Source organism: Aporhodopirellula sallentina SM41 (assembly GCF_000346505.1).
Classification (GTDB): Bacteria; Planctomycetota; Planctomycetia; order Pirellulales; family Pirellulaceae; genus Rhodopirellula; species Rhodopirellula sallentina.
This window is the reverse complement of record NZ_ANOH01000132.1, coordinates 1-18,236: the sequence shown is the minus strand read 5'-3', so window position 1 is coordinate 18,236 and position 18,236 is coordinate 1. Positions and strand designations below refer to the sequence as shown.

General features: G+C 55.4%; 14 protein-coding genes. 6 read left to right on the top strand and 8 right to left on the bottom strand.

Features of this window, described 5'->3' with window-relative positions; all coding sequences use genetic code 11:
* Positions 1 to 60: 60 nt before the first annotated feature.
* The 5 genes from RSSM_RS08525 to RSSM_RS08510 all read right to left on the bottom strand — a co-directional run bounded on the left by RSSM_RS08525 (position 61) and on the right by RSSM_RS08510 (position 5,747).
* Entirely contained in the window at positions 61 to 1,281 is a 1,221-nt protein-coding gene (locus RSSM_RS08525) for an alginate lyase family protein (protein ID WP_236621018.1), read from the bottom strand.
* A 472-nt stretch (positions 1,282 to 1,753) separates the two neighbouring features.
* Complete coding sequence (locus RSSM_RS33085; RefSeq protein ID WP_008676702.1) at positions 1,754 to 1,942, bottom strand: hypothetical protein; 189 nt, start codon at positions 1,940 to 1,942, stop codon at positions 1,754 to 1,756.
* 161 nt (positions 1,943 to 2,103) lie between these two features.
* Complete coding sequence (locus tag RSSM_RS08520) at positions 2,104 to 3,351, bottom strand: DUF1559 domain-containing protein (protein ID WP_008676700.1); 1,248 nt, start codon at positions 3,349 to 3,351, stop codon at positions 2,104 to 2,106.
* A 791-nt stretch (positions 3,352 to 4,142) separates the two neighbouring features.
* Entirely contained in the window at positions 4,143 to 4,379 is a 237-nt protein-coding gene (locus RSSM_RS08515) for a hypothetical protein (protein ID WP_008676696.1), read from the bottom strand.
* Between the two features lie 129 nt (positions 4,380 to 4,508).
* A complete protein-coding gene (locus RSSM_RS08510; RefSeq protein WP_008676695.1) occupies positions 4,509 to 5,747 on the bottom strand; it encodes a DUF1559 domain-containing protein in 1,239 nt (412 codons plus the stop codon).
* Between the two features lie 271 nt (positions 5,748 to 6,018).
* On the opposite strand from RSSM_RS08510, the gene RSSM_RS08505 reads away from it, so the two are divergent.
* The 3 genes from RSSM_RS08505 to RSSM_RS08495 all read left to right on the top strand — a co-directional run bounded on the left by RSSM_RS08505 (position 6,019) and on the right by RSSM_RS08495 (position 10,343).
* Positions 6,019 to 6,597 (top strand): sigma-70 family RNA polymerase sigma factor, encoded by a 579-nt coding sequence (locus RSSM_RS08505; protein ID WP_390174048.1) that lies wholly within the window; start codon positions 6,019 to 6,021, stop codon positions 6,595 to 6,597.
* A 4-nt stretch (positions 6,598 to 6,601) separates the two neighbouring features.
* Complete coding sequence (locus tag RSSM_RS08500) at positions 6,602 to 9,217, top strand: LamG-like jellyroll fold domain-containing protein (protein WP_008676690.1); 2,616 nt, start codon at positions 6,602 to 6,604, stop codon at positions 9,215 to 9,217.
* Positions 9,218 to 9,659: 442 nt separating this feature from the next.
* Positions 9,660 to 10,343, top strand: a complete 684-nt coding sequence (locus RSSM_RS08495; RefSeq protein WP_160168115.1) for an SGNH/GDSL hydrolase family protein — start codon at positions 9,660 to 9,662, stop codon at positions 10,341 to 10,343.
* A gap of 603 nt (positions 10,344 to 10,946) precedes the next feature.
* On the opposite strand, the gene RSSM_RS08485 is transcribed toward RSSM_RS08495, so the two are convergent.
* Complete coding sequence (locus RSSM_RS08485; RefSeq protein ID WP_008676684.1) at positions 10,947 to 13,145, bottom strand: sialate O-acetylesterase; 2,199 nt, start codon at positions 13,143 to 13,145, stop codon at positions 10,947 to 10,949.
* A 310-nt stretch (positions 13,146 to 13,455) separates the two neighbouring features.
* Here RSSM_RS08485 and RSSM_RS08480 point away from each other — a divergent pair, with 310 nt between their 5' ends.
* Positions 13,456 to 14,325: a hypothetical protein gene (locus RSSM_RS08480; RefSeq protein ID WP_144059657.1), complete on the top strand. Its 870-nt coding sequence runs from the start codon at positions 13,456 to 13,458 to the stop codon at positions 14,323 to 14,325.
* Between the two features lie 267 nt (positions 14,326 to 14,592).
* Here the strand turns inward: RSSM_RS08480 and RSSM_RS08475 are convergent, their stop codons facing one another.
* Positions 14,593 to 15,243 carry a hypothetical protein gene (locus tag RSSM_RS08475; protein ID WP_236621017.1) on the bottom strand — a complete coding sequence of 217 codons (651 nt, stop codon included), beginning with the start codon at positions 15,241 to 15,243 and terminating at the stop codon, positions 14,593 to 14,595.
* A 391-nt stretch (positions 15,244 to 15,634) separates the two neighbouring features.
* Positions 15,635 to 16,198, bottom strand: coding sequence for a type 1 glutamine amidotransferase domain-containing protein (locus tag RSSM_RS08470; protein ID WP_044301868.1), 564 nt, complete (start codon positions 16,196 to 16,198; stop codon positions 15,635 to 15,637).
* Positions 16,199 to 16,488: 290 nt separating this feature from the next.
* Here RSSM_RS08470 and tatC point away from each other — a divergent pair, with 290 nt between their 5' ends.
* Positions 16,489 to 17,646, top strand: a complete 1,158-nt coding sequence (gene tatC, locus RSSM_RS08465) for a twin-arginine translocase subunit TatC (protein ID WP_008676676.1) — start codon at positions 16,489 to 16,491, stop codon at positions 17,644 to 17,646.
* A gap of 104 nt (positions 17,647 to 17,750) precedes the next feature.
* Positions 17,751 to 18,206: a hypothetical protein gene (locus tag RSSM_RS08460; protein ID WP_008676674.1), complete on the top strand. Its 456-nt coding sequence runs from the start codon at positions 17,751 to 17,753 to the stop codon at positions 18,204 to 18,206.
* The last annotated feature ends 30 nt before the right edge of the window (positions 18,207 to 18,236 follow it).

The following is an 18,236-nucleotide window of genomic DNA, read 5'->3' as shown; positions in this document are numbered from 1 at the left end:
AGGCTCCTTTCTTGTCACCCGGTTCGGTTCTGATGCTGCACGCGTGCGATTGGTGATGGCCTATCGCGGTGGGCCGTAGGAGGTGAGCGTTCCCCATGGGATATAGGTCGTTGAAAAACCTTCGGGGCGTTGAGACTCGGTGACTTGTCTGCTGAACGGCATGTCCAGGCCGACACGTTCGTGGTAGTGGTGGACCACTCGCTCGTAGATCGGCGCGAAGCGACCACGTGAGTCGTTCGAGATTTTGGGATAGTGGTAGCGGCGTTCGAAGCTCGTGTATGGCTCGTATCGGACTTCGTTACCGAGGTTGAATTTGGCCGTGTATTCGAATCCGATTGCTAGCCGGTTGTCGGCGGCACCGTAAAGATCCACTCCTTGTTTCCATGCGATCTCACATGCGTTGGCAAGGAACCCGAGTCCCATTTGAGTGTGGGCTTGGTCACGTCCGCTTTCTTGGCACTCACCAAATTCGTTGATGTAGTTGCCGATTGCTCCGTTGCCTTCTCCCTTGAGGTAGTAGTTCACTGCGCGATCAAACATGGCGTGATCGTCGAGGTAGACTCCCATGGCCATCATGGTTTGGATCATCGACGCGTCCCAGTTTCCATTTGCCGAAGGATAGAAGTCCTCGATCACCGGATAGAACACTTCGCGGAGCATGTGTTCGAATTGCTTTTGGTCTTTCTCTCGCCATCCGGCGTGCGAGTATTTAAGAAGCTCGGCCGCGTTGCAGAACCCCATTCCAGCCATACCCACCAGAAGTCTCGCGTCGTGTCCTGAGACGCTCTCGAGGGTTCCTGACCATGCGTTAATAATCTCAATGGACTTCTGCGCGTGAGTTGTTTTTCCCGTCAGGCACCACTGCAACGCGTGAGAATAAGCCGCCGTTGAATCGGTCGAAAACTCGGAGCTGCCGATGTTGGGATTGTTGCTGGGGCCACGGACCACGTTCTCGCGAGGTTGCGGGATGTGATCGAGTGACGAGACCGTGACTGGTCGACGTCGCCTTCGTTCACGATTCGAGTCTGGGTTCGATCGCGATTCGAGACGCCGGTTACGATTGTTACGAGATCGAGATCTCGAAGATTGCGGTGATCGCAGTTCGTTCCAGGCTGTCACCCAAGGTTCTTCGCCGGCGTGAAGTTTCTGGCGAATGAACTCCAAATCGGCATTGCTGTGCAGAAGTCCCGGGTGGACAAAACTCTTGCTCTCTTGCGCCGATGACGAGGCATCTCCGGCGAGAACGGATCCGACCGAGCTAAGGACGAGCAGGAAAATCAAGCAAAGTTTCATTGTTTATCAGCGGGGATTGCGTTTCGCGTATTGAGTTGCGTTATTGCTATGAACCTATCGGAAAACTCATCAGCCGATCGGCGTTCGCCACGGTTTCCATCAAACAGCCGGTGCGAAGGTCCGCCGGCTAATTGGTTTATCGAGGTTTTCAGATAGGTTCTATGTCTGAGATCGAGCAAATTTTAGCAAACGGCTGATGGAAGAATCAGAATATGGCTGCGTAGCAGAGAACAGAGAGTTCGGCCGAAATGATGAGCCGGCTGTGTCTGAGATTCCTCGTTGTCTGGTGTGAACCAAGACGAAGGCCGATGGATGCGGTTTTAGTCTATACAGTCGCTGGTTGTTTTGCACTCGGTTTGTTGGGTACTCCGTTGTCAGGAAACAAAAAACGGGATCAGGCAACATGGCCTGTCCCGGTTGGAGTTTTACGCAAGAAAACGAATTGATTGATGAAGCGTTTTCACTCTGTTGATTCGTCGAACGGGTCTGCCTCATAACGCTCCGTTTCGGCGACGATATCTGGATTCTCGTCGACGAAGTTCTGAATTTCATCTCCGGTGGGAGCTGTAGGGCCGCTGTCGCCGCAGCCGACGATACTCATGCTAGACAAGCAAACAGCGGCGGCGAATGCGATTGAAAAACGTGACATGCTTAGTTCATTCCTTTCATGGGGAAGGCCGCGAGTCCTCGGCCTTGGGGACGATTCAACTGAGATGGTTGGTCTGCCGGTGGCATCCTTCTATTTATCAAGGATACCACCGGGGAGAGTCCGCCGTTGCGAGTAGGCGATCTGCTGACCTGTGGAGAGGCTTACAGTTCTTCTTCGATCACCTCGCGGCTGGCACGAGTTCCCAATGCTCCCCAAAGGCCGAATGGGCTTTCGGCACCGTTTGGTGTGCCGTTTCCAACAACTCGAGCGGATGGATCTTGTGACCTACCTGCATCAATCGAATCGGTGATGAATTTGACAGCCCCATCGCCCATCAGGACATGGCATCCGCCTTGGTGACGACTCGCTGCGGGAAGCAATCCGCTGCCGCTACGGTCGCGGGAAAGGCAGATTTCGCTGTTGGGTGGAAAGATGGTTTGGAACGTGGTGTACAATCCATGAGCCATCGCCCATTTGCCACCCCGGCCGTTTTCCGCACCAGCGAGGCTTTTGACGGTGCCGCTGACGAGCGAGAAGTTCCAGAATTGTGGACGCTCGGGATCGATGAGCGCTTTACATTTGACGTGTCCACCATTGAGCATGTTGGCACCGCTGCGGCGCGATGCCGGGCCTGCGGAGTCTCCTGCCGCTTGCGATCGGATGTCATTGTCACCGAGGTCGGTGATGATTTCGCCCATGCAGATGGTGTTCGAAAGGCCGTCCAGCACATCGCGGAAGGCCATGCCTTTGATTCGTGGAACGAAGAAACCACGTTGAGCGGATCGGGCCGCGGTCAGCCAGTCGACTCGTTCAATGCCCTTGTTCTTGGCAACGTTACCTTGGCGGTCGTAGAAACTGCCGTCGGACCGGAGGAAAGAGTCTCCGAGGCTGGCGGCATAGTTGGTGCGTCCTTGGGAAGGGAGGCCCTGTCCTGGGTCGCTCGGGCAACGCAGCGTTGGGATATTAGTCATCCATGGATCGTAGCCGCCGATGTTTGCTTGGTCGGAGAGGCTCAAATCGGGGTATGGCCCGAACGCTTGAATGATTCCGCCACCGGAGGTTTGCCACGGGTTCGAAATTTGTTCCCAGATCGCTTGCTGCTCGAAGAAAGGCGTGAGGCCGGGAAGGTGGCTGAGGCTTAGCAGGTTGTTCGCCGTCGGTGCTGTGCGAGGGTTTCCGCCGTTGTCGATTGTGCCCGTCATGTACGGCGGGATCAATTTGAATGCGGAGTGGTAGTTATGAACTGCCAGCCCAATCTGTTTGAAGTTATTACTGCAACTCATTCTGCGAGCCGCCTCGCGAGCCGCTTGGACGGCGGGCAGCAACAGCCCCACCAAAACGCCGATGATGGCGATCACGACCAGCAGTTCGACAAGTGTGAACCCGAGTCTTTTTTGTTTCCGGACCATTTCTTTAACCTCTCGAGAAAATAGCAATCATTTCAGCTCGGCGCCTATGAATGGGGCCTGCTACCCCGTTATCTGTCGTTTTATGGAGGCGAGTTGTCTTATCTAAACATAAAAAACAATTTTCTTTCGAGGAAAAGCTTGATTGAGCGAAACTTTTTGTCTGTCGCCGGGTTGGGCAGCAACCGGGTGGGGCCAGGTTGTTTGCGGGGCGTCGCCGCCGTGTGGCGGTGTGGTGTTTGATCCGTAACGCATCGGCATACTGCCATGGCTGGAATCGCAAGTGGGGGGAGACTGCTAAGAAGAGAAAAGAGGCCGCGTGCGCAGCGCAGTTGATCGCCATGCAGTTGGGCGCAGGAAGGCGCGACGCAGCTGTTGTTTAGCAGAATAAATCGGATCGCTCTATTGTCAGGGCGTTCCGGTGTGGGGCGACGGCGGCGGTCGGCTGGATGGGGCCAACGGTTGCGATTACCCATGCCGTCGGGCGGAAGCCGAAAAGGCGACGTGTCGTCCCGGTTGAATTGGGGCGACGGCTAGGCTCTACCGTCTTCACGGCAATTGAGAGCCTGTCGAGAGCGCCGCTTCGGTCTGCCTTAGCCACCATTGGTACGGATTAGCCAGGGCGAAGGTCCCGGGGTTGGGCAATTGGTGAGGTGTTCGGATAGGATCGACAGAGGCGTTGTCGATCCTGCTCCGTTCATTTTGGTGCGGCGGCCATCGTCGGGCCACGCTAACGTTTGTCTTATTGATGACTCTCAGTCAGCGTCATCGTGAGGCGAACCGAGGCGTGTTGCTTAAAGTGGCGGTGCCATGTCGTCAGAGGAGGAGCGTTTGGTGGCCCGTTCTGCTTCAGCGGCTTCTTCTTCTGCCCGGCGTTTTGATTCTTCAATCAGCTCAGGGTTGTTGTCAAGGAAGTTCGTTACCGCGTCAGGTGATGGTGCCGACGGGTCACCGTTGCCGCAGCCGGGCAATGTGGTTGCTGTCAGACACAATGATGCGGCGATAGCAAGTTTGGTGATGGATGATTTCATGATGAAACAATGTGGGGGGTGAGTGATGTGAGATGGGGGAGGCTGCCTCGGAGTCGATGCTCCGAGACAGCGGAATTTGAAGCAGCGAAACTACAGAGTTTCTGAGGGCGATTGGCGCTGTCGAACTTCCTAGAGTTCTTCGCTGATCACTTCTTTAGCAGCCCGAGTGCCCAGGGAGCCCCAGAGTCCAAATGGGCTCTTCACTCCGTAGTCCAATCCGGTGCCAGGCCAGGCAACAACTGCACTGTTCTGGTTGCCAGCTTCGATCGAATCAGTGATGAACTTCACTGCTCCGTCGCCCATCAGGACATGGCAGCCACCTTGGTGTCGGCTCCCGGCAGGAAGCACGCCTGTTCCACGATGGTCTTTGGAGAGGCAGATTTCCGAGTTAGGTGGGAGGATTGTGAAGAATGCGGTTTGCATTGGCCGTCCGCTTGCCCATCGAAGTCCACGTTGGTCTTCGCTTCCGCCTCGGAGGCCGGTTCCGCTAGCTAGGTTGCTCGGATCCCAGAACTGAGGCCGGGTGGCGTCAATTCCGTCGCGGCAGGTCAGGAACGAACCAGGGGCGGTGAGGTTGTTGCCAAGGTTTCGCGAGGTTGGGCCCGCGTCGAGGCCAACACCTTGGGTGCGTTTGTCGTTGTCCCCGACATCAGTGACGATTTCGCCCATGCAGATGGTGTTTGCGAGGCCGTCAAGGACATCGCGAAAGCGTTTGCCTTTGACGCGAGGTACGAAGAAGCCGCGGGAGCAGCGATCGATCTGTTCGGCCCGTCCGTTGCTGTAGACATCGCCCCAGTTGCGGTAGCCGTCAGAGCCGTTTGCGAACATGTATGAATCGCCGAGGTTTGCGGCGTAGTTCGTTCGACCTTGGCCGGGGAGTCCAACGCCTGGATCGCTAGGGCATCGCAAGGTTGGGATATTTGTTAGCCATGGGTCGTAGTTGCCGATGTTGCTGTGAGCGACCAAGTCCATGTCTGGCGTTGGGCCCATCGCCTGGATGATGCCGCCGCTGGTTTGCCACGGGTTTGAGATTTGCTCCCATAACGCTTGCTGTTCCATGAACGGCAACAAGCCTGGAAGGTGGCTGAGGTTGTACTGGTTATTGCCAGTTGGGGCGACTGAGTGACCAGCTACACCTTGGACCTCGAACGTTCCGGTTTGGAATGGCGAGATGCGTTGGAATGCACTGTGGTAGTTGTGCATCGCAAGACCGAGCTGTTTGAAGTTGTTGCTGCAGCTCATGCGGCGAGCGGCTTCGCGTGCTGCCTGAACGGCGGGCAGCAACAGGCCGACCAAGACACCGATGATCGCGATGACAACGAGAAGCTCGACGAGCGTGAAACCCGTCTTTTTCTGTTGTGAATTCATGGGTAATTTCTCCAAAGAATGATGGTTATGCCGTGGAGGCGGCCGTCGTCGGCTCATAGGGGAAGGTCCACAGCTGTTGGTCTATGGAGCGGGCCCTGCGGTTCTTAACAAGTTTTTGGGAGGATTGCTTTTTTTCTCTGTGGCGGGGGGCATGGGCACTCAACTCGGGCTATGGTGTTTCCTCGCCTGATAAACTGGGTTTTTATGTTTAGAATTTGCGCTCTTTCTGCATTGAACAGAGGCACGTCGTAGGTGTTTCGCCCGTGTAATATTGGGCGGTGTTGTTCTCGCGTTTTGTCGGCAAATTGGAGTCAATGGTTTGGAGTCTTGCACCCAATCCCACCGTGACCACGTCAATGCACTTTTTGTGCTGCATTCGCCGCGGATCCGTGGGTTTATTCTCAGCCTGCTACCCAACATGAGTCGCGCCGATGACGTGATGCAGGAGACGTTTTTGACCGTTTCGGCAAAAGCGGATGACTACGAGCGTGATTCCAACTTCGTGGCATGGGCGTGCACGATTGCTCGCTACAAGGTGCTCGAAGAGTGCAATCGAAAGCACAGCAAATCCTTGATGCTGTCGCCCGAAGTCATCGAAGCGGTGTGCGTTTCGCATGAGCCGGCGCCATCGGATGATGAAGAGGCTCGCATGGCGGCATTGAAATGTTGCATGGACAGTTTGTCGCCGCACACTCGGAAGGCGGTCGAGTTGCGTTACTCGCGAGCTCACAGTGCGGGTGAAATCGCGAAGTTGTTAGGGTGGTCAACGGATTCGGTCTACGTGGTGTTGTCGCGAGCCAGGACGGCGTTGCAGAAATGTGTCAATAGTCATCTCAAGGTGGTGGGTTAAGACGATGGATATTGATCGTTTGTCGCGACTGTTGGATCTTTACTTCGATGAAGGTCTCGATGCAGATACAAAACACGAGCTAGAAGAAATGCTGCTCGCTTCGTCGCTGGCCCGCTCGTTGTTTTGGGAGCGGGCTCAGTTGAATGCGCACCTGCGTCAGCAGGGGCAGGAAGGTTGGGGTGTGGAAGATGTCGTGTCCGTAGATGACACCGCTTCGGAGGACATCGTGCGTGCGGCGGGCCCGGTTGCTCGCGACGACGCTGCCGCCTCATTCCATCGGCCTTTGTTCCGATGGCTCGTCGCCGGGTTAGCGGCGAGCTTGATGCTGGTGATGATCGGGCAGTGGGTGCTGCACGAAGTCGATGGTGACCTGGAACGGTTTCGAGTTGCCAACGTTGCCAGCGATATGGGGCGTGAGCCTTATGGCGTTGAGGGGACGCTGGTCAAGCAACGCGATGCATGGGTCGCGGTGTTGCGAAAAGCCGTTGGTGTCGAATGGCAAAACCCGATCGATGCGCCCGTTGTCGGCGAGCCGATGAAGGCGCGAAGAATCCAATTTGACAATGGCCTGATCGAGATCCAGACGAACCGCGGTGCACTGATCCTGCTCGAAGGTCCTGCCGATTTGGAAATTGTGAGCGATATGGAGGTAAGGTGCCAGGAAGGTCGTTTGAGCGTTGAGGTGCCACCGCCAGCGGAAGGTTTCCTAGTACACACGCCGCTCGTGCAGGTTGTTGACCGAGGAACCGCCTTTGCAATGGATGTCAAAGGTGACGAGAAAGCCGAAGTGCATGTTATCGACGGGCTCGTCGAGTTGACCTCGCCGGTTTCCGATTCTCCGATGAGAGAGGTTCGTGAAGGCGAGGCGATTCGTATCGCCAGTGACGGCATGTTCAATGACATACGTTCTGCATCGGACGCGTTTCCTTCGAGCGCTGAGATCGACTCGCGAACGAAGAGTGCGGCGCTCGAGATGCGGCAAGCGTGGCGGCAAAGACGCGATGCGATTGTGGATGATCCGTCATGCCTGGTTTATTTCGATTTCGAAAAATCGCGAGCCGTCCGGTCGCGGTATCGTGACACCATCGTGCCGAACCACTCGAAAAGTGCCGATGCGGGTGAACACGGAGTGGTTGTCGGTTGCGACTGGACCGATGGTCGTTGGCGTGGCAAGCGAGCATTGGATTTTAAGAATGCATCGGATCGTGTGCTGTTTTCGGTCGATGGAAAACATGAATCGTTGACATGCATTACTTCGGTTCGCTTGGGGGCGATGGACCGCGCGTATAGCTCGTTGTTGATGTCGGGTGATGCGATCGAGGGCGAGTTGCAGTGGCAGATCTCTCAGAACAGACTCGACAACTCGATGGGGCGTTTGAATCTCGGTCGGCGTCTCGATTCGCAGTGGAACTCGATGGACAGTTTCCTCAGTGATGCGATCATCGGCCCACAGCGTTTAGGAACTTGGATGCAGTTGGCATTCGTATGGGATGGCAAAGAACGAATTTGCAGCCAATACATTGACGGCAAATTGGTGAGTCGCGACTTCACCCGAACCTCGGTCGATTCATCGTTTCTATCGACGGGGCGTTTGGAGCTCGGGAATTGGACTCCTCGTGAAGGTTTCAGCCTTTCCTCGCCGGTACGCAATTTCAATGGCCGCATGGATGAGTTCGTGATGTTCGATCGCGTCTTTAGCGATCAAGAAATACAGGCGTTCCACGATTTGAAGTCAGCGTATTGGAGTGGCGCAGAAAGCAACGAGTGGGGAAATCCCGAAAACTGGTCTGCCCAAATTCTGCCGGTCCGAGGCGACGACGTTTATCTCGATATTCCCGATCAAGAGAATGTTGTTTTCAACAGTGGAAGTACAGAGGATCTCAATCGCGTTATTCTTGGATCGGGAACGGGGCGGCTTGGATCGTTGGAAATTTCGGGTGGAAAGATACTAGCGACAAAAAATCCCGACCGGCATACACGTGTGGGTGTCGCAGGAGGAGTCGGCGAGGTGTGGCAACATGCCGGCGAGGTGAACCTGAACTCGTTGCAGATCGGGCTTGATCCCTCTTCGCACGGCCTTTATCGCATGACAGGGGGCAACCTCCTGCTGTCGCGTGCAAACAACTTGACGAAGTGCAGTTTGGACGTCGGGCCGCTCTATGGAGACGGCACTTTCGAGATTAGCGGCGGCGAACTGATGACACGGCGAGGCGTCAGTTTGGGACGCGATGAGGGACGTGGCGTCTTCTCTGTGATTGGCGACAACGCGTCTGCCATTGAGATCGGCACCTACAAAGACGGTGCCGGCTTTTGGCATCAGAATGCAGGCAGCACTTTGAAGGTGCGAGTCGGTGAAAGCGGATTAACGAGGATCAACATTGGCGGCGAGGCCGAAGGTGAGGGTGTGGACGTGAGGTTCGCAAACGGCGCGTTGATCGACCTCGGCTTTGTCGACAACTCGATCGCCGGTGAATGGGACGTCATGCATTGGGATGGCGAGCTCATCGATGAGGGGCTGCAGTTTGGCCCCGAAGTGAACACCGATGTTTGGAGCTTCGAGTTTGTTGATACCGACGGATCAGGAAGCCTCGATACACTACGCGTCATTGCCCAGCCTTAAGCGGGCACGATGGCGGACGTGGATCGCGCGATCACGGTGATCGTATTGGCCGGATTAATTGCCTGGGGTAACGCGTACGCATCTGGAATTGACGATACTCGAATGGCTTTGTCGGTCCGTGTGGTACCAAGAGCCTCTTCAAAGATGACGTCGTCAATGTCGCTAGAATTCGACGACCTGGATTCGGGCGAATTTAGCTATCCGGATCGGGTAAGTTGGCATGCAGATGCTCTAGTGCGATCTGGTTTATTGGTCGTGTCGATGTGCCGGGCCTAAATAGCACGGGGGGGCTGCCCACTGGGAGGCCGGTGGTCGGTTTGGCTTCAGAGAGGTGTGTGTTGGCAATTCGCTTTCACGCACGTGCCGGTTCGGTTTTAGTTTGACTTCGCAACATGGTGTTGGTGAAAACATGAGTAAGTGTCCGGGCCGTGGTTCTTTTTCCGTGCTACGGGGTCTCGCATTGTTGTTGGTGCTATTTGCGTTGAATTGGTTGCCGTCTTGGGCCAGTGCAGAAGACAATCCGGGCGAGCAAGCGAGTGACCCGGGGCGTTCGAGCGTCGTCTGTTTTGGCGACAGCATTACACGGCGTGGCTTCCCTGAGGTGATGGGACGATTGCTCGATGTCGAGGCGGTGAATGCCGGAGTGCCCGGGCACACGTCATCGCAAGGGTTGCGGCGTATCGAAAAGGACGTGCTCGATAAGAATCCGGATATCGTCGTCGTTCTTTTCGGGACCAACGATATTCGTGTCGATAGTGACAAGTATGTTCCGCAGAAGCGATATGCGGAGAACCTCCGCAGCATCGTGGCACAGTGCCGGGCGGGGGATTCGCGTGTTGTGCTTTGCACTCCGCCACCGATCGCCACTGCCCCGTACTTTACCCGACACGATAAAACGGTATTCGATCGAGCAGGCGGTCTCACGAAGTTGCTCGGTGACTATCGGGCGACAGTCATTGATGTCGCGAAGGAAGAAGGCGTTGCCGTCGTCGACCTATTTACGTTGTTGCAAACGGACGATGGTTGGCTGTCACGCGATGGGGTGCATCCAAGTGAGCAAGGCAGTGAAATGATTGCCAAGCACATTGCCGGGGTCGTTAAACCTCTCTTGGCCGGTGACGAGTAGGGGCTTATCGTCACCGTGTCGGGTCAGGGAGCAGCAATCTTGACTCGCATGAGAGTTGTCATATGGCAGCTAGTGGTGCGTCACAATCAAGATCAAAGCCTCGTTTTCGGGGAGTGAAACTTGCCAAGAGTTTCGGGAGGGCTCGTGAATCACCGAAAGTCTTGGCGACGTTCGCTACGCCCTTGACCCACATTCTTCTACTAGCGGCCTACAGATGCGGCGTGCGAGAAGCAGCTTGTGATACGAGGAAACGGAATCGTTCCTCGCGTCAGGTGCGTCTGACGCGGGGCGTCGATGCTGAGACGTGGAGTTTAATTCTCGTCGATGCGGACAAATTCGAGTTGATCCGAAAGCGCATTGGCTGCGTTTCTGCCGTAACCACCGCGACAGCCAACGAGGGTCGCAAAGACGCGAACCTAGAGCGTTTTTGAGTCGGATATCTCCAATCCGAGTCGCTGAATTCACCGGAATTCAGGTCGACCGAAATCAGGCGACCGAAATCAGGCGACCGAATTCTGGCGACATCGGCTTCGTGATCTTTGATAACGCTCTTACGTTGACTGTCGATCGGTTGATGTTCCGGTGGTCGACTTTGCGAGTCCTTTACTTCGTTCGGACGTAGACTCGCAAGCGTTTGCTCCGGTAAGAATCCGCGTTTTTCGTGAAGGTCCAATCTCGGGTTTCGCCATTGCTATTGCCAATTCCGATATCAGCCTTGTCGCTTGCTCGCCACTGATTGATCGCAAACAAGGTTTGTTTGGCTGCGGTGTTATGGATTTGCATGGAACCATAACCGTTGGTGGGTTCACCGGGAGAATCGCCGAAGTCATATCGATTATTGCTTGCGCCGTTCACCTTCGAACTGTTGTTGGGTGAGTAATTGTTCGGCCAAAATTCGATGTTTCCGTTTTGGATGGCCGTTCCCGTTTGAATGCCAGCAACATCGGAATACACGTCCATCGCACCAATGTGGGTTTGGAAATGAGATCCCGATTCGGTCGTCGGAATGCCGATCTTCTTCACGTCGTCGGTAAACGCGTCGACCGAAACAAACAGTGATTGCGACTTTCCTTCGTTTGAGACCAGTTCCAACAGATAGGCGATTCGGTCGAAGTCGCTAATTTGGTTGCTGCGATCGGTGTCGTACTCGATCTTCTGTCCAAGATTTGACAGGTCGAGGTCGTACACCAGTTCGTATTTGTCATCGATTGGAAGCATGTCGACAAACGCGGGGACGGTGCCTCCACGGACGGCGCCGACGGGAAGTCCGGTTCCTCCCATCAGGTTGGGGTCGGCGGTCTTGTGCCACGCGAACCGGAACGCGACGGGTGAGGACACATCGGCGGATTGGAGAATTACCGAGTCGCCTTCGATATTCGCGCTGGCCGGTTGGAACCCTGCGGAACCGGGGCCGATGATTTCGAAATGCGTCGGCGCCTTGCCATCGCGTGTTGTGAGTCCTCCACCGGTGTTCGTGAAGTTCACTTTCAGTTTGCCATCGAGGATCTCGAGTGAATCAAACGCGGGGCTGTACGCAACGAGTTCGGTGCGACCATAGTCATTTTTGAGTGCGAGTCCGGCTAATCGTTGGCCGACCTCCTGTTTGGCGGGCGGGTGAATGTTGTTGGTGGTTGCGATGTCGTTGATCACCACCATTCCGGTATGGGGAACCTGATGCTGAACCGCGTCTTGAGCTTCCCAGAATTGAGGAAGGATTTCCGGATTTTCGTTGCCGTAGGTGTAGGGAGCAATCTGGACGAAATAGAATGGGAAGTCACCTTGCTGCCATCGTTCTCTCCATCCGTTGATGAGTGCTTTCTTTTTCTCCGTGTACAGCATTCCTTCGCTGTGGTTCGCCTCTCCCTGGTACCAGATGGCACCTTTGATCGGGAAGCCGAGGACGGGGTGGATCATCCCGTTGAATAGCATGGTTGGATCTTGGTGACGAGTGAACGGCATCAGATCGGCAGGGAATGAGGGGTTGGCCGTGACGGATTCGTTTTTGCGGAAAGATTGTTCTGCGTTTTCGAGCCACGACTGAGTCGCATCCAAATGAGCGCGAAGGCGCCCTTGATAAACATCGGTTCCGGGGGTGCGGCCGACAATGGATTGGTAAATGTCCTGAAGTGCGTCTACGTTCTTGAATCCGACCGGTGGTGTCCATGGTTCGACGCGAGTACCGCCCCACGATGAATTGACCAAGCCAATGGGGACACCCAATTGTTGATGTAGTTCACGCGCCATGAAGTATCCGCATGCGGTGAAGTTGCCGGCGGTTTCCGGTGAACAGATTTGCCACTGAGCCGGAGCGTCGTCTTTTGTCTGAAACGATGGTGTTTTGGGGATTGCGATGTGGCGAATGAGCGGATGGTTCGCCGCTGCGATCTCTTCGTCTGCGTTTGACGATCGCGAGACTGTCCATGCCATGTTTGATTGGCCGGAACAGAGCCAAACTTCGCCGACGAGCACGTCCTGGACTTCGATCGTGTTGTTGCCTTTGACGACCAGTTTTTGGGGAGTGGAACTGGCATCCACACCTGGAAGTTCAACCTGCCAACGTCCGCTATCGCTGGGATCAGCGGTGGCGGTGTGGTCGCTGAAGCTTACCGTGACGGTTTCACCAGGGGCGGACCAACCCCAGATGCGTATCGTCTGGTTTTGCTGCAGGACCATGTGATCGCTGAAAATGCTCGGTAAGCGAACGTCCGCGAAACAGGGGCTAGCAGACACCGTTAAAGCAGCGGCAAACCCGAGCAGGCACCATAGCCTGTCGAGCGAACGAGTGACGTCAGATTTTGTCATGGCAGTGGGTGGGGATCGTGGAGGGAGGAAGTGACAGGACGTCGATGACGCCCCGGAAGGATCAGCAGTATAGACAATGCTGAAGCCGGGAGGGGGAGGTAGAACGAGATGCGACGTTCATCTCTGTTGCCCCAATGCGAGACCTTCTTTACCGATCGCGACGTGAGAGATCCCAATGATCGCTAAGGCGAAGCTAGGCGATTCAAAATCAGGAATTCTGGGCTCAAATTTTGGGTGACGGTCTCCATCGGTGACCTATGGTTCGTGCAGATACTCTCTCAACGCGGTGCGCGGGTTGGTGCGCGGCGTTGTGAATAAGAACACTCAAGCCTGCTTGCTGAACATGAACGAACCGAGTCTTCAGTCGCTCCAAGGTGCACTTGCGAACATCGCACTGCCAATGGCGGTGCTAGCGATAGTCACTTTCATATTAATGTTCGTGGTCGTGGGCTATTCGATGAAATTCGCCCTCGCTGTTGCGGGCGTCGGTCGCTTCGGGTTTTGGAAGTCAATCGGAATGGTGACGACAACCGGACTAGCCAGTGGGTTTGTATCGTTTTTAGTTACGGTGGCGATGAGCGGTGTTCCATCCGCCGAGCTGATCGCATGTGTCGCGTCCGTCGGAGCCTATGCCGTGGTGATCTCCATGGTGGGCCAATGTGGGATCAGTCGTGGATTCGCGACTTGCTTCTTATACGGTCTGTTTAGTCTCATCGGAATGGTACCGCTGTTCACCCTCGTTGGGGTTGGAGGATTTGTGATAGCGAAGAATTCGGACCTCGACCAAATCGATTTTGAGCATCTCAAGAGCGAGTTGGCGATGACGCCGGGAGTTATTCCTGGCGGTGACGAGTCTGGCAGCGGTTTTGGAGATCTCGATCTCACGCAAGTGTCGGGAGCCGTTTTCGGTGAAAAATTGAAGGACATTGATTTCAACGATCCCAACAGCATCGATTTCACCGATCCAGAAAGCTTGCCCATGCAGCTACCCGGACTCGCGATACCGAGCGGCGATTCGAAAGGGATCTACGACAGCTTTTTCACCGAAGAAAGATCCAGTCCCTATCCGACGCCTGCCCCGAGTCGTTGTCAAAGCGGATGCTCCAGCACCAAGTCGACTTTGCCGAAGAAGGTCGAACCGTCGACGAGCGGGCTGCGTTCGAATCCGTTTGTTCAGTAAGGACGAGCGAACAAACACCGTTTAACGAAGACTCGTGCCAGGATTGTCTTCCCGAGCAGAGAGGCCCAGTTCACAAAGACGGGCAGAAACGAAGCGGCGATTGAAGTCCGGCGACGTCGGCTACATCACTCTTAAGACGCTCTAGTATTCCACTCGTGGCTTTCGGGTGGAGTCGTAGTGGATGACGCAAGGAATCCCGTTGCGTGACTAGCGCATCGAGGACTCGTCGCCTCGTCAAATACCCGAAAATCAAGTTGACGTGAAGGACTAGTCTTCGATCTGTAGGAACGCCACGATGTGTTGATCGTCTACGACGTGATCGGGGTCACGCATCATTTGACGGCCGAGTCCGAATGTCGGCTCACTCTCGTCGGTTTGGACGACTGGTGCGATCACCAACGTCGCGCCCGGACGTGTCATCCAGGTCAGATTCAGTTCGGAAAGTTCCCATCGATCGCGTCCGGCTTGGATGCGGACGGCCGTTTCGCTGCTGACGAATTTCTGGCGAACCGCGCCGTGTTGGATCTCAGGGCGAATTTCAATTTGTGACTGTCCCTTTCGGGTTCCTGATTCCGCGGTGATCGCGAGCAGGAATTGGGGAGAGAAGAGGTCGCGTCCTGACAAGCCGGAGTTTTGCCGGACCAGGACGGTATGAGATCCTTCGAGGGGTGGGGCCAACGGCAGCTCATGACGTCTCGATGGACGAAGCGGGATAATTTCTCGTCCGTCGGAATGCGACCCGATCACGTCGGCGCCGGCGAAGAGTTCGTTGATCGGATCATGCATTTTCCCATCGGCTTTTGCGGCGCCCTCGGGTGCGTTGGCGAGGGAATTGAGCAGACCGATCCGCAGGCCGTTGTCCATCCAAGATTTTCGGATGCGGGAGTCAAACACGGTTTCGTCGATGTACTGCCACATCCGTTCTCCGAGCGCGGAGGATGAAATGTGGCGAAATTCAACGGCGAGCGAAATGGTGTCCCGGGATTGATGGGTCAGGGTGGAAACCGAGTGGTGGGAGGTCGGTTTGCTGTCAGAGTCATTTTCTGACTTCTGAGAGGAATCCAGGAGCGACTTGGGTTCCGACCAAACTCCCGAGCTCCAAAGGGTGCAGCCAGGGATCGCAAAAAGCATGGCCACGAGGCACGCCGCACACCAGCCGATCGGGAGAATCGGTATTGGCCGATTCCGCTTTTCGATCGAGTGGGTTTTCATCGTGTGTACTGCGTATGAGAGCGTCGAGATGAGCGGGGGCATCGCGGGAGAGCGACGACGTGCCGATGGCTCGTATACGAATTTTAACCACCGCGTGTCAACGTCCGGCGGCGATCAATGCCAGGAAATGGCGACAAAAATCGGGCAAATCGTCGGGGCGGCGACTCGAGACGTGGTGCCCGTCGACCACGACCGCGGCGTCTTCGTAGGTCGCTCCCGCGTTGACAAGATCGTCTTTAATGCCAGGGGATCCGGTGACCCGAACACCTCGGTAGACGCCGGCAGAGATGGGAATCCAGCCACCGTGGCAGATCGCAGCGATCGGTTTTTTGGCAGCATCGAATTCCTGGACCAAACGCAGAACCGTCGGATCTCGGCGGAGTTTGTCTGGCATGAACCCTCCTGGAACGAGCAACGCATCAAAATCGTCGCTGTTCATGTCTGAAATGGCAGCGTCGCTTTCGCAGGGGTACCCGAGTTTTCCTTGGTACGTTTTATTTGCCTCGGGGCCGGCAACCACCACCTCTGCCCCCGCTTCAATCAGCCGAAATCGTGGGTACCACAGTTCGAGGTCCTCGTAAATTTCCCCGACAAAGGCGAGCACCCGGCGGCCAGACAGCGTAACCGGAGACACGTGATTGGTTTCGGGCAATGTTGTCATCGGATTGTTCTGATTTGCAAAGAGACCGTGCGGAATTGAAGGAAACAGTTAAACTAGTAGATCCGTTGGACATTCATCTAGTGGACTCAAATTGTTAACTTTGGCTGTCACAGTCCGCCGAGTCGCGAAAAACAACGCGTTTGGTGGTGATCCGGCCGAGTTGACTTGCCCGGGAGCGTGATCAACACGTTGCCACTTTCGCCCGAATCCGACTGCCCCATCGACAGACCAATCCTGGATCGGTCTGCACTTCCCACCTTCAGTATCCTTCCATTTTGACAAAGACCGCCGTGGACGCTCTGGCTCGCCCGAAAGACGATCTGTTTGACAATTCCACGATGACCGTGGGAGAGCACCTCGAAGAGTTGCGAAGTGCGCTGGTGAAGGCAATTATCTGGCTCGCAATCGGACTGGGGTTCGGTTTGTTGGTGGCCAACCGCGTGGTGCGATACGTGCAAGAGCCGCTCAAGCAGGCCATTATCAAGTACAACGCCGATCGAGATATGGCGGTTCTAGGCATTTCTCAAACTGACGATCCTGCCACGTTACGGTTCCACCGGTTCTTGATGGAGAACGCGTTAGTTGCGGAGTTGGTTTACGCATTGCCATCGCAGGTGAACGACTCCGCAGATGAAGACTTGGTTGCCAAAAAGGAGCAACCTGCCGATAAAGGCAAGGCTAAGTCAGCGAAAGAAAAAGATGCCGGCCCTAGCGACGAAGTTGTCGACAAAACCGTTGCACCGGAGACGACGATTGTGGATGGGGCACAGCGTATCGATACCGCGGATTTGATCGCCGCGATTGGAGCGGTTCCTGATCCGGACATGATGGTGCCGACGGTTCAGTTTCGTCGCAGTGAGCGTGGTGTCAGCGCTTTCAAGGTTGAAGAGACGTTCATGATTTGGGTCAAGGCGGGGCTGATCGTGGGGGCAGTGTTGGCGTCACCGATGATCTTCTACCACCTATGGAGTTTTGTCGCCGCCGGTCTGCATGCCCACGAACGACGTTACGTTTATGTGTATTTGCCGTTCAGTGTGGTGTTGTTTGTGTCGGGGGTTTCGCTCGCGTTCTTCTTGGTCTTGCAGTACGTGCTGAGTTTCTTGTTGGCGTTCAACAGCAGCATGGAAGTGACCGTGGAGCCTCGGCTTTCGTACTACGTCAATTTCGTGTTGATGTTGCCTCTCGGTTTTGGGGTCGCCTTCCAATTGCCGTTGGTGATGTTGTTTCTGCAACGAATTGATTTGATTCAAACAAAGGACTATATCGCCAGTTGGAGAATTGCGACGCTGGTGATCTTCTTTATCTCGATGGTTGTGACGCCTGCGGATGTGACCAGTATGGTCGCGTTGGCGCTCCCTTTGATGGTGTTGTATTTCTTGGGGATCGGTTTGTGCTTGTACATGCCACGAGGGCGTGGTTTAGGCAGCGGTGCGTATGACCCCGCCTAACCGAGGCGACGCTTCGGTTGAGATGTCCGAGTCATTGATGCAGCGATCGAGTGCTCGATCCCGTTCGGACCGACAGCCAATCTAAATCGTAGAGAGAGGTATCGATGGCTCATCGCATTCGTCTTCGCAAACCGTGGACACGTCGCGAACATTGGGTGAACCCAACGGAAGATACGAATGGGGATTCGCCTCCCGCTGATGATGAGGTGCGTACACAGCAGGTCGATGTTCCTGACAATGAAAACGATTCGAGCGATGGACGCGAGGTCGCGCGTGAGAGGCTCGGGCACGTCTGCTATCTGAGGCGATTCAATTCTCCTACCGGTATTGAGACGGCGGCGCGTGTTGAGCTGGAAATCGGCGAAGTCAGCGGGCGGCTGGATGATGTGCGAATCAACTCGCAGTCGCTGTCTGCGATTGAATCGTGTGACGGCGGTAGTCGATTCGACTTGACCGATTGTTTGTCACGCCACAACGAGTTGGAAATCCAAATTTGTGGGGAGGGGGCCACGCCGAGGCTGTTGGGGGCGGTCAACCTGTGGATCATCGAGACCGAATAAACGCTTGCTTAGAATAGGCGTTTGTTCAGG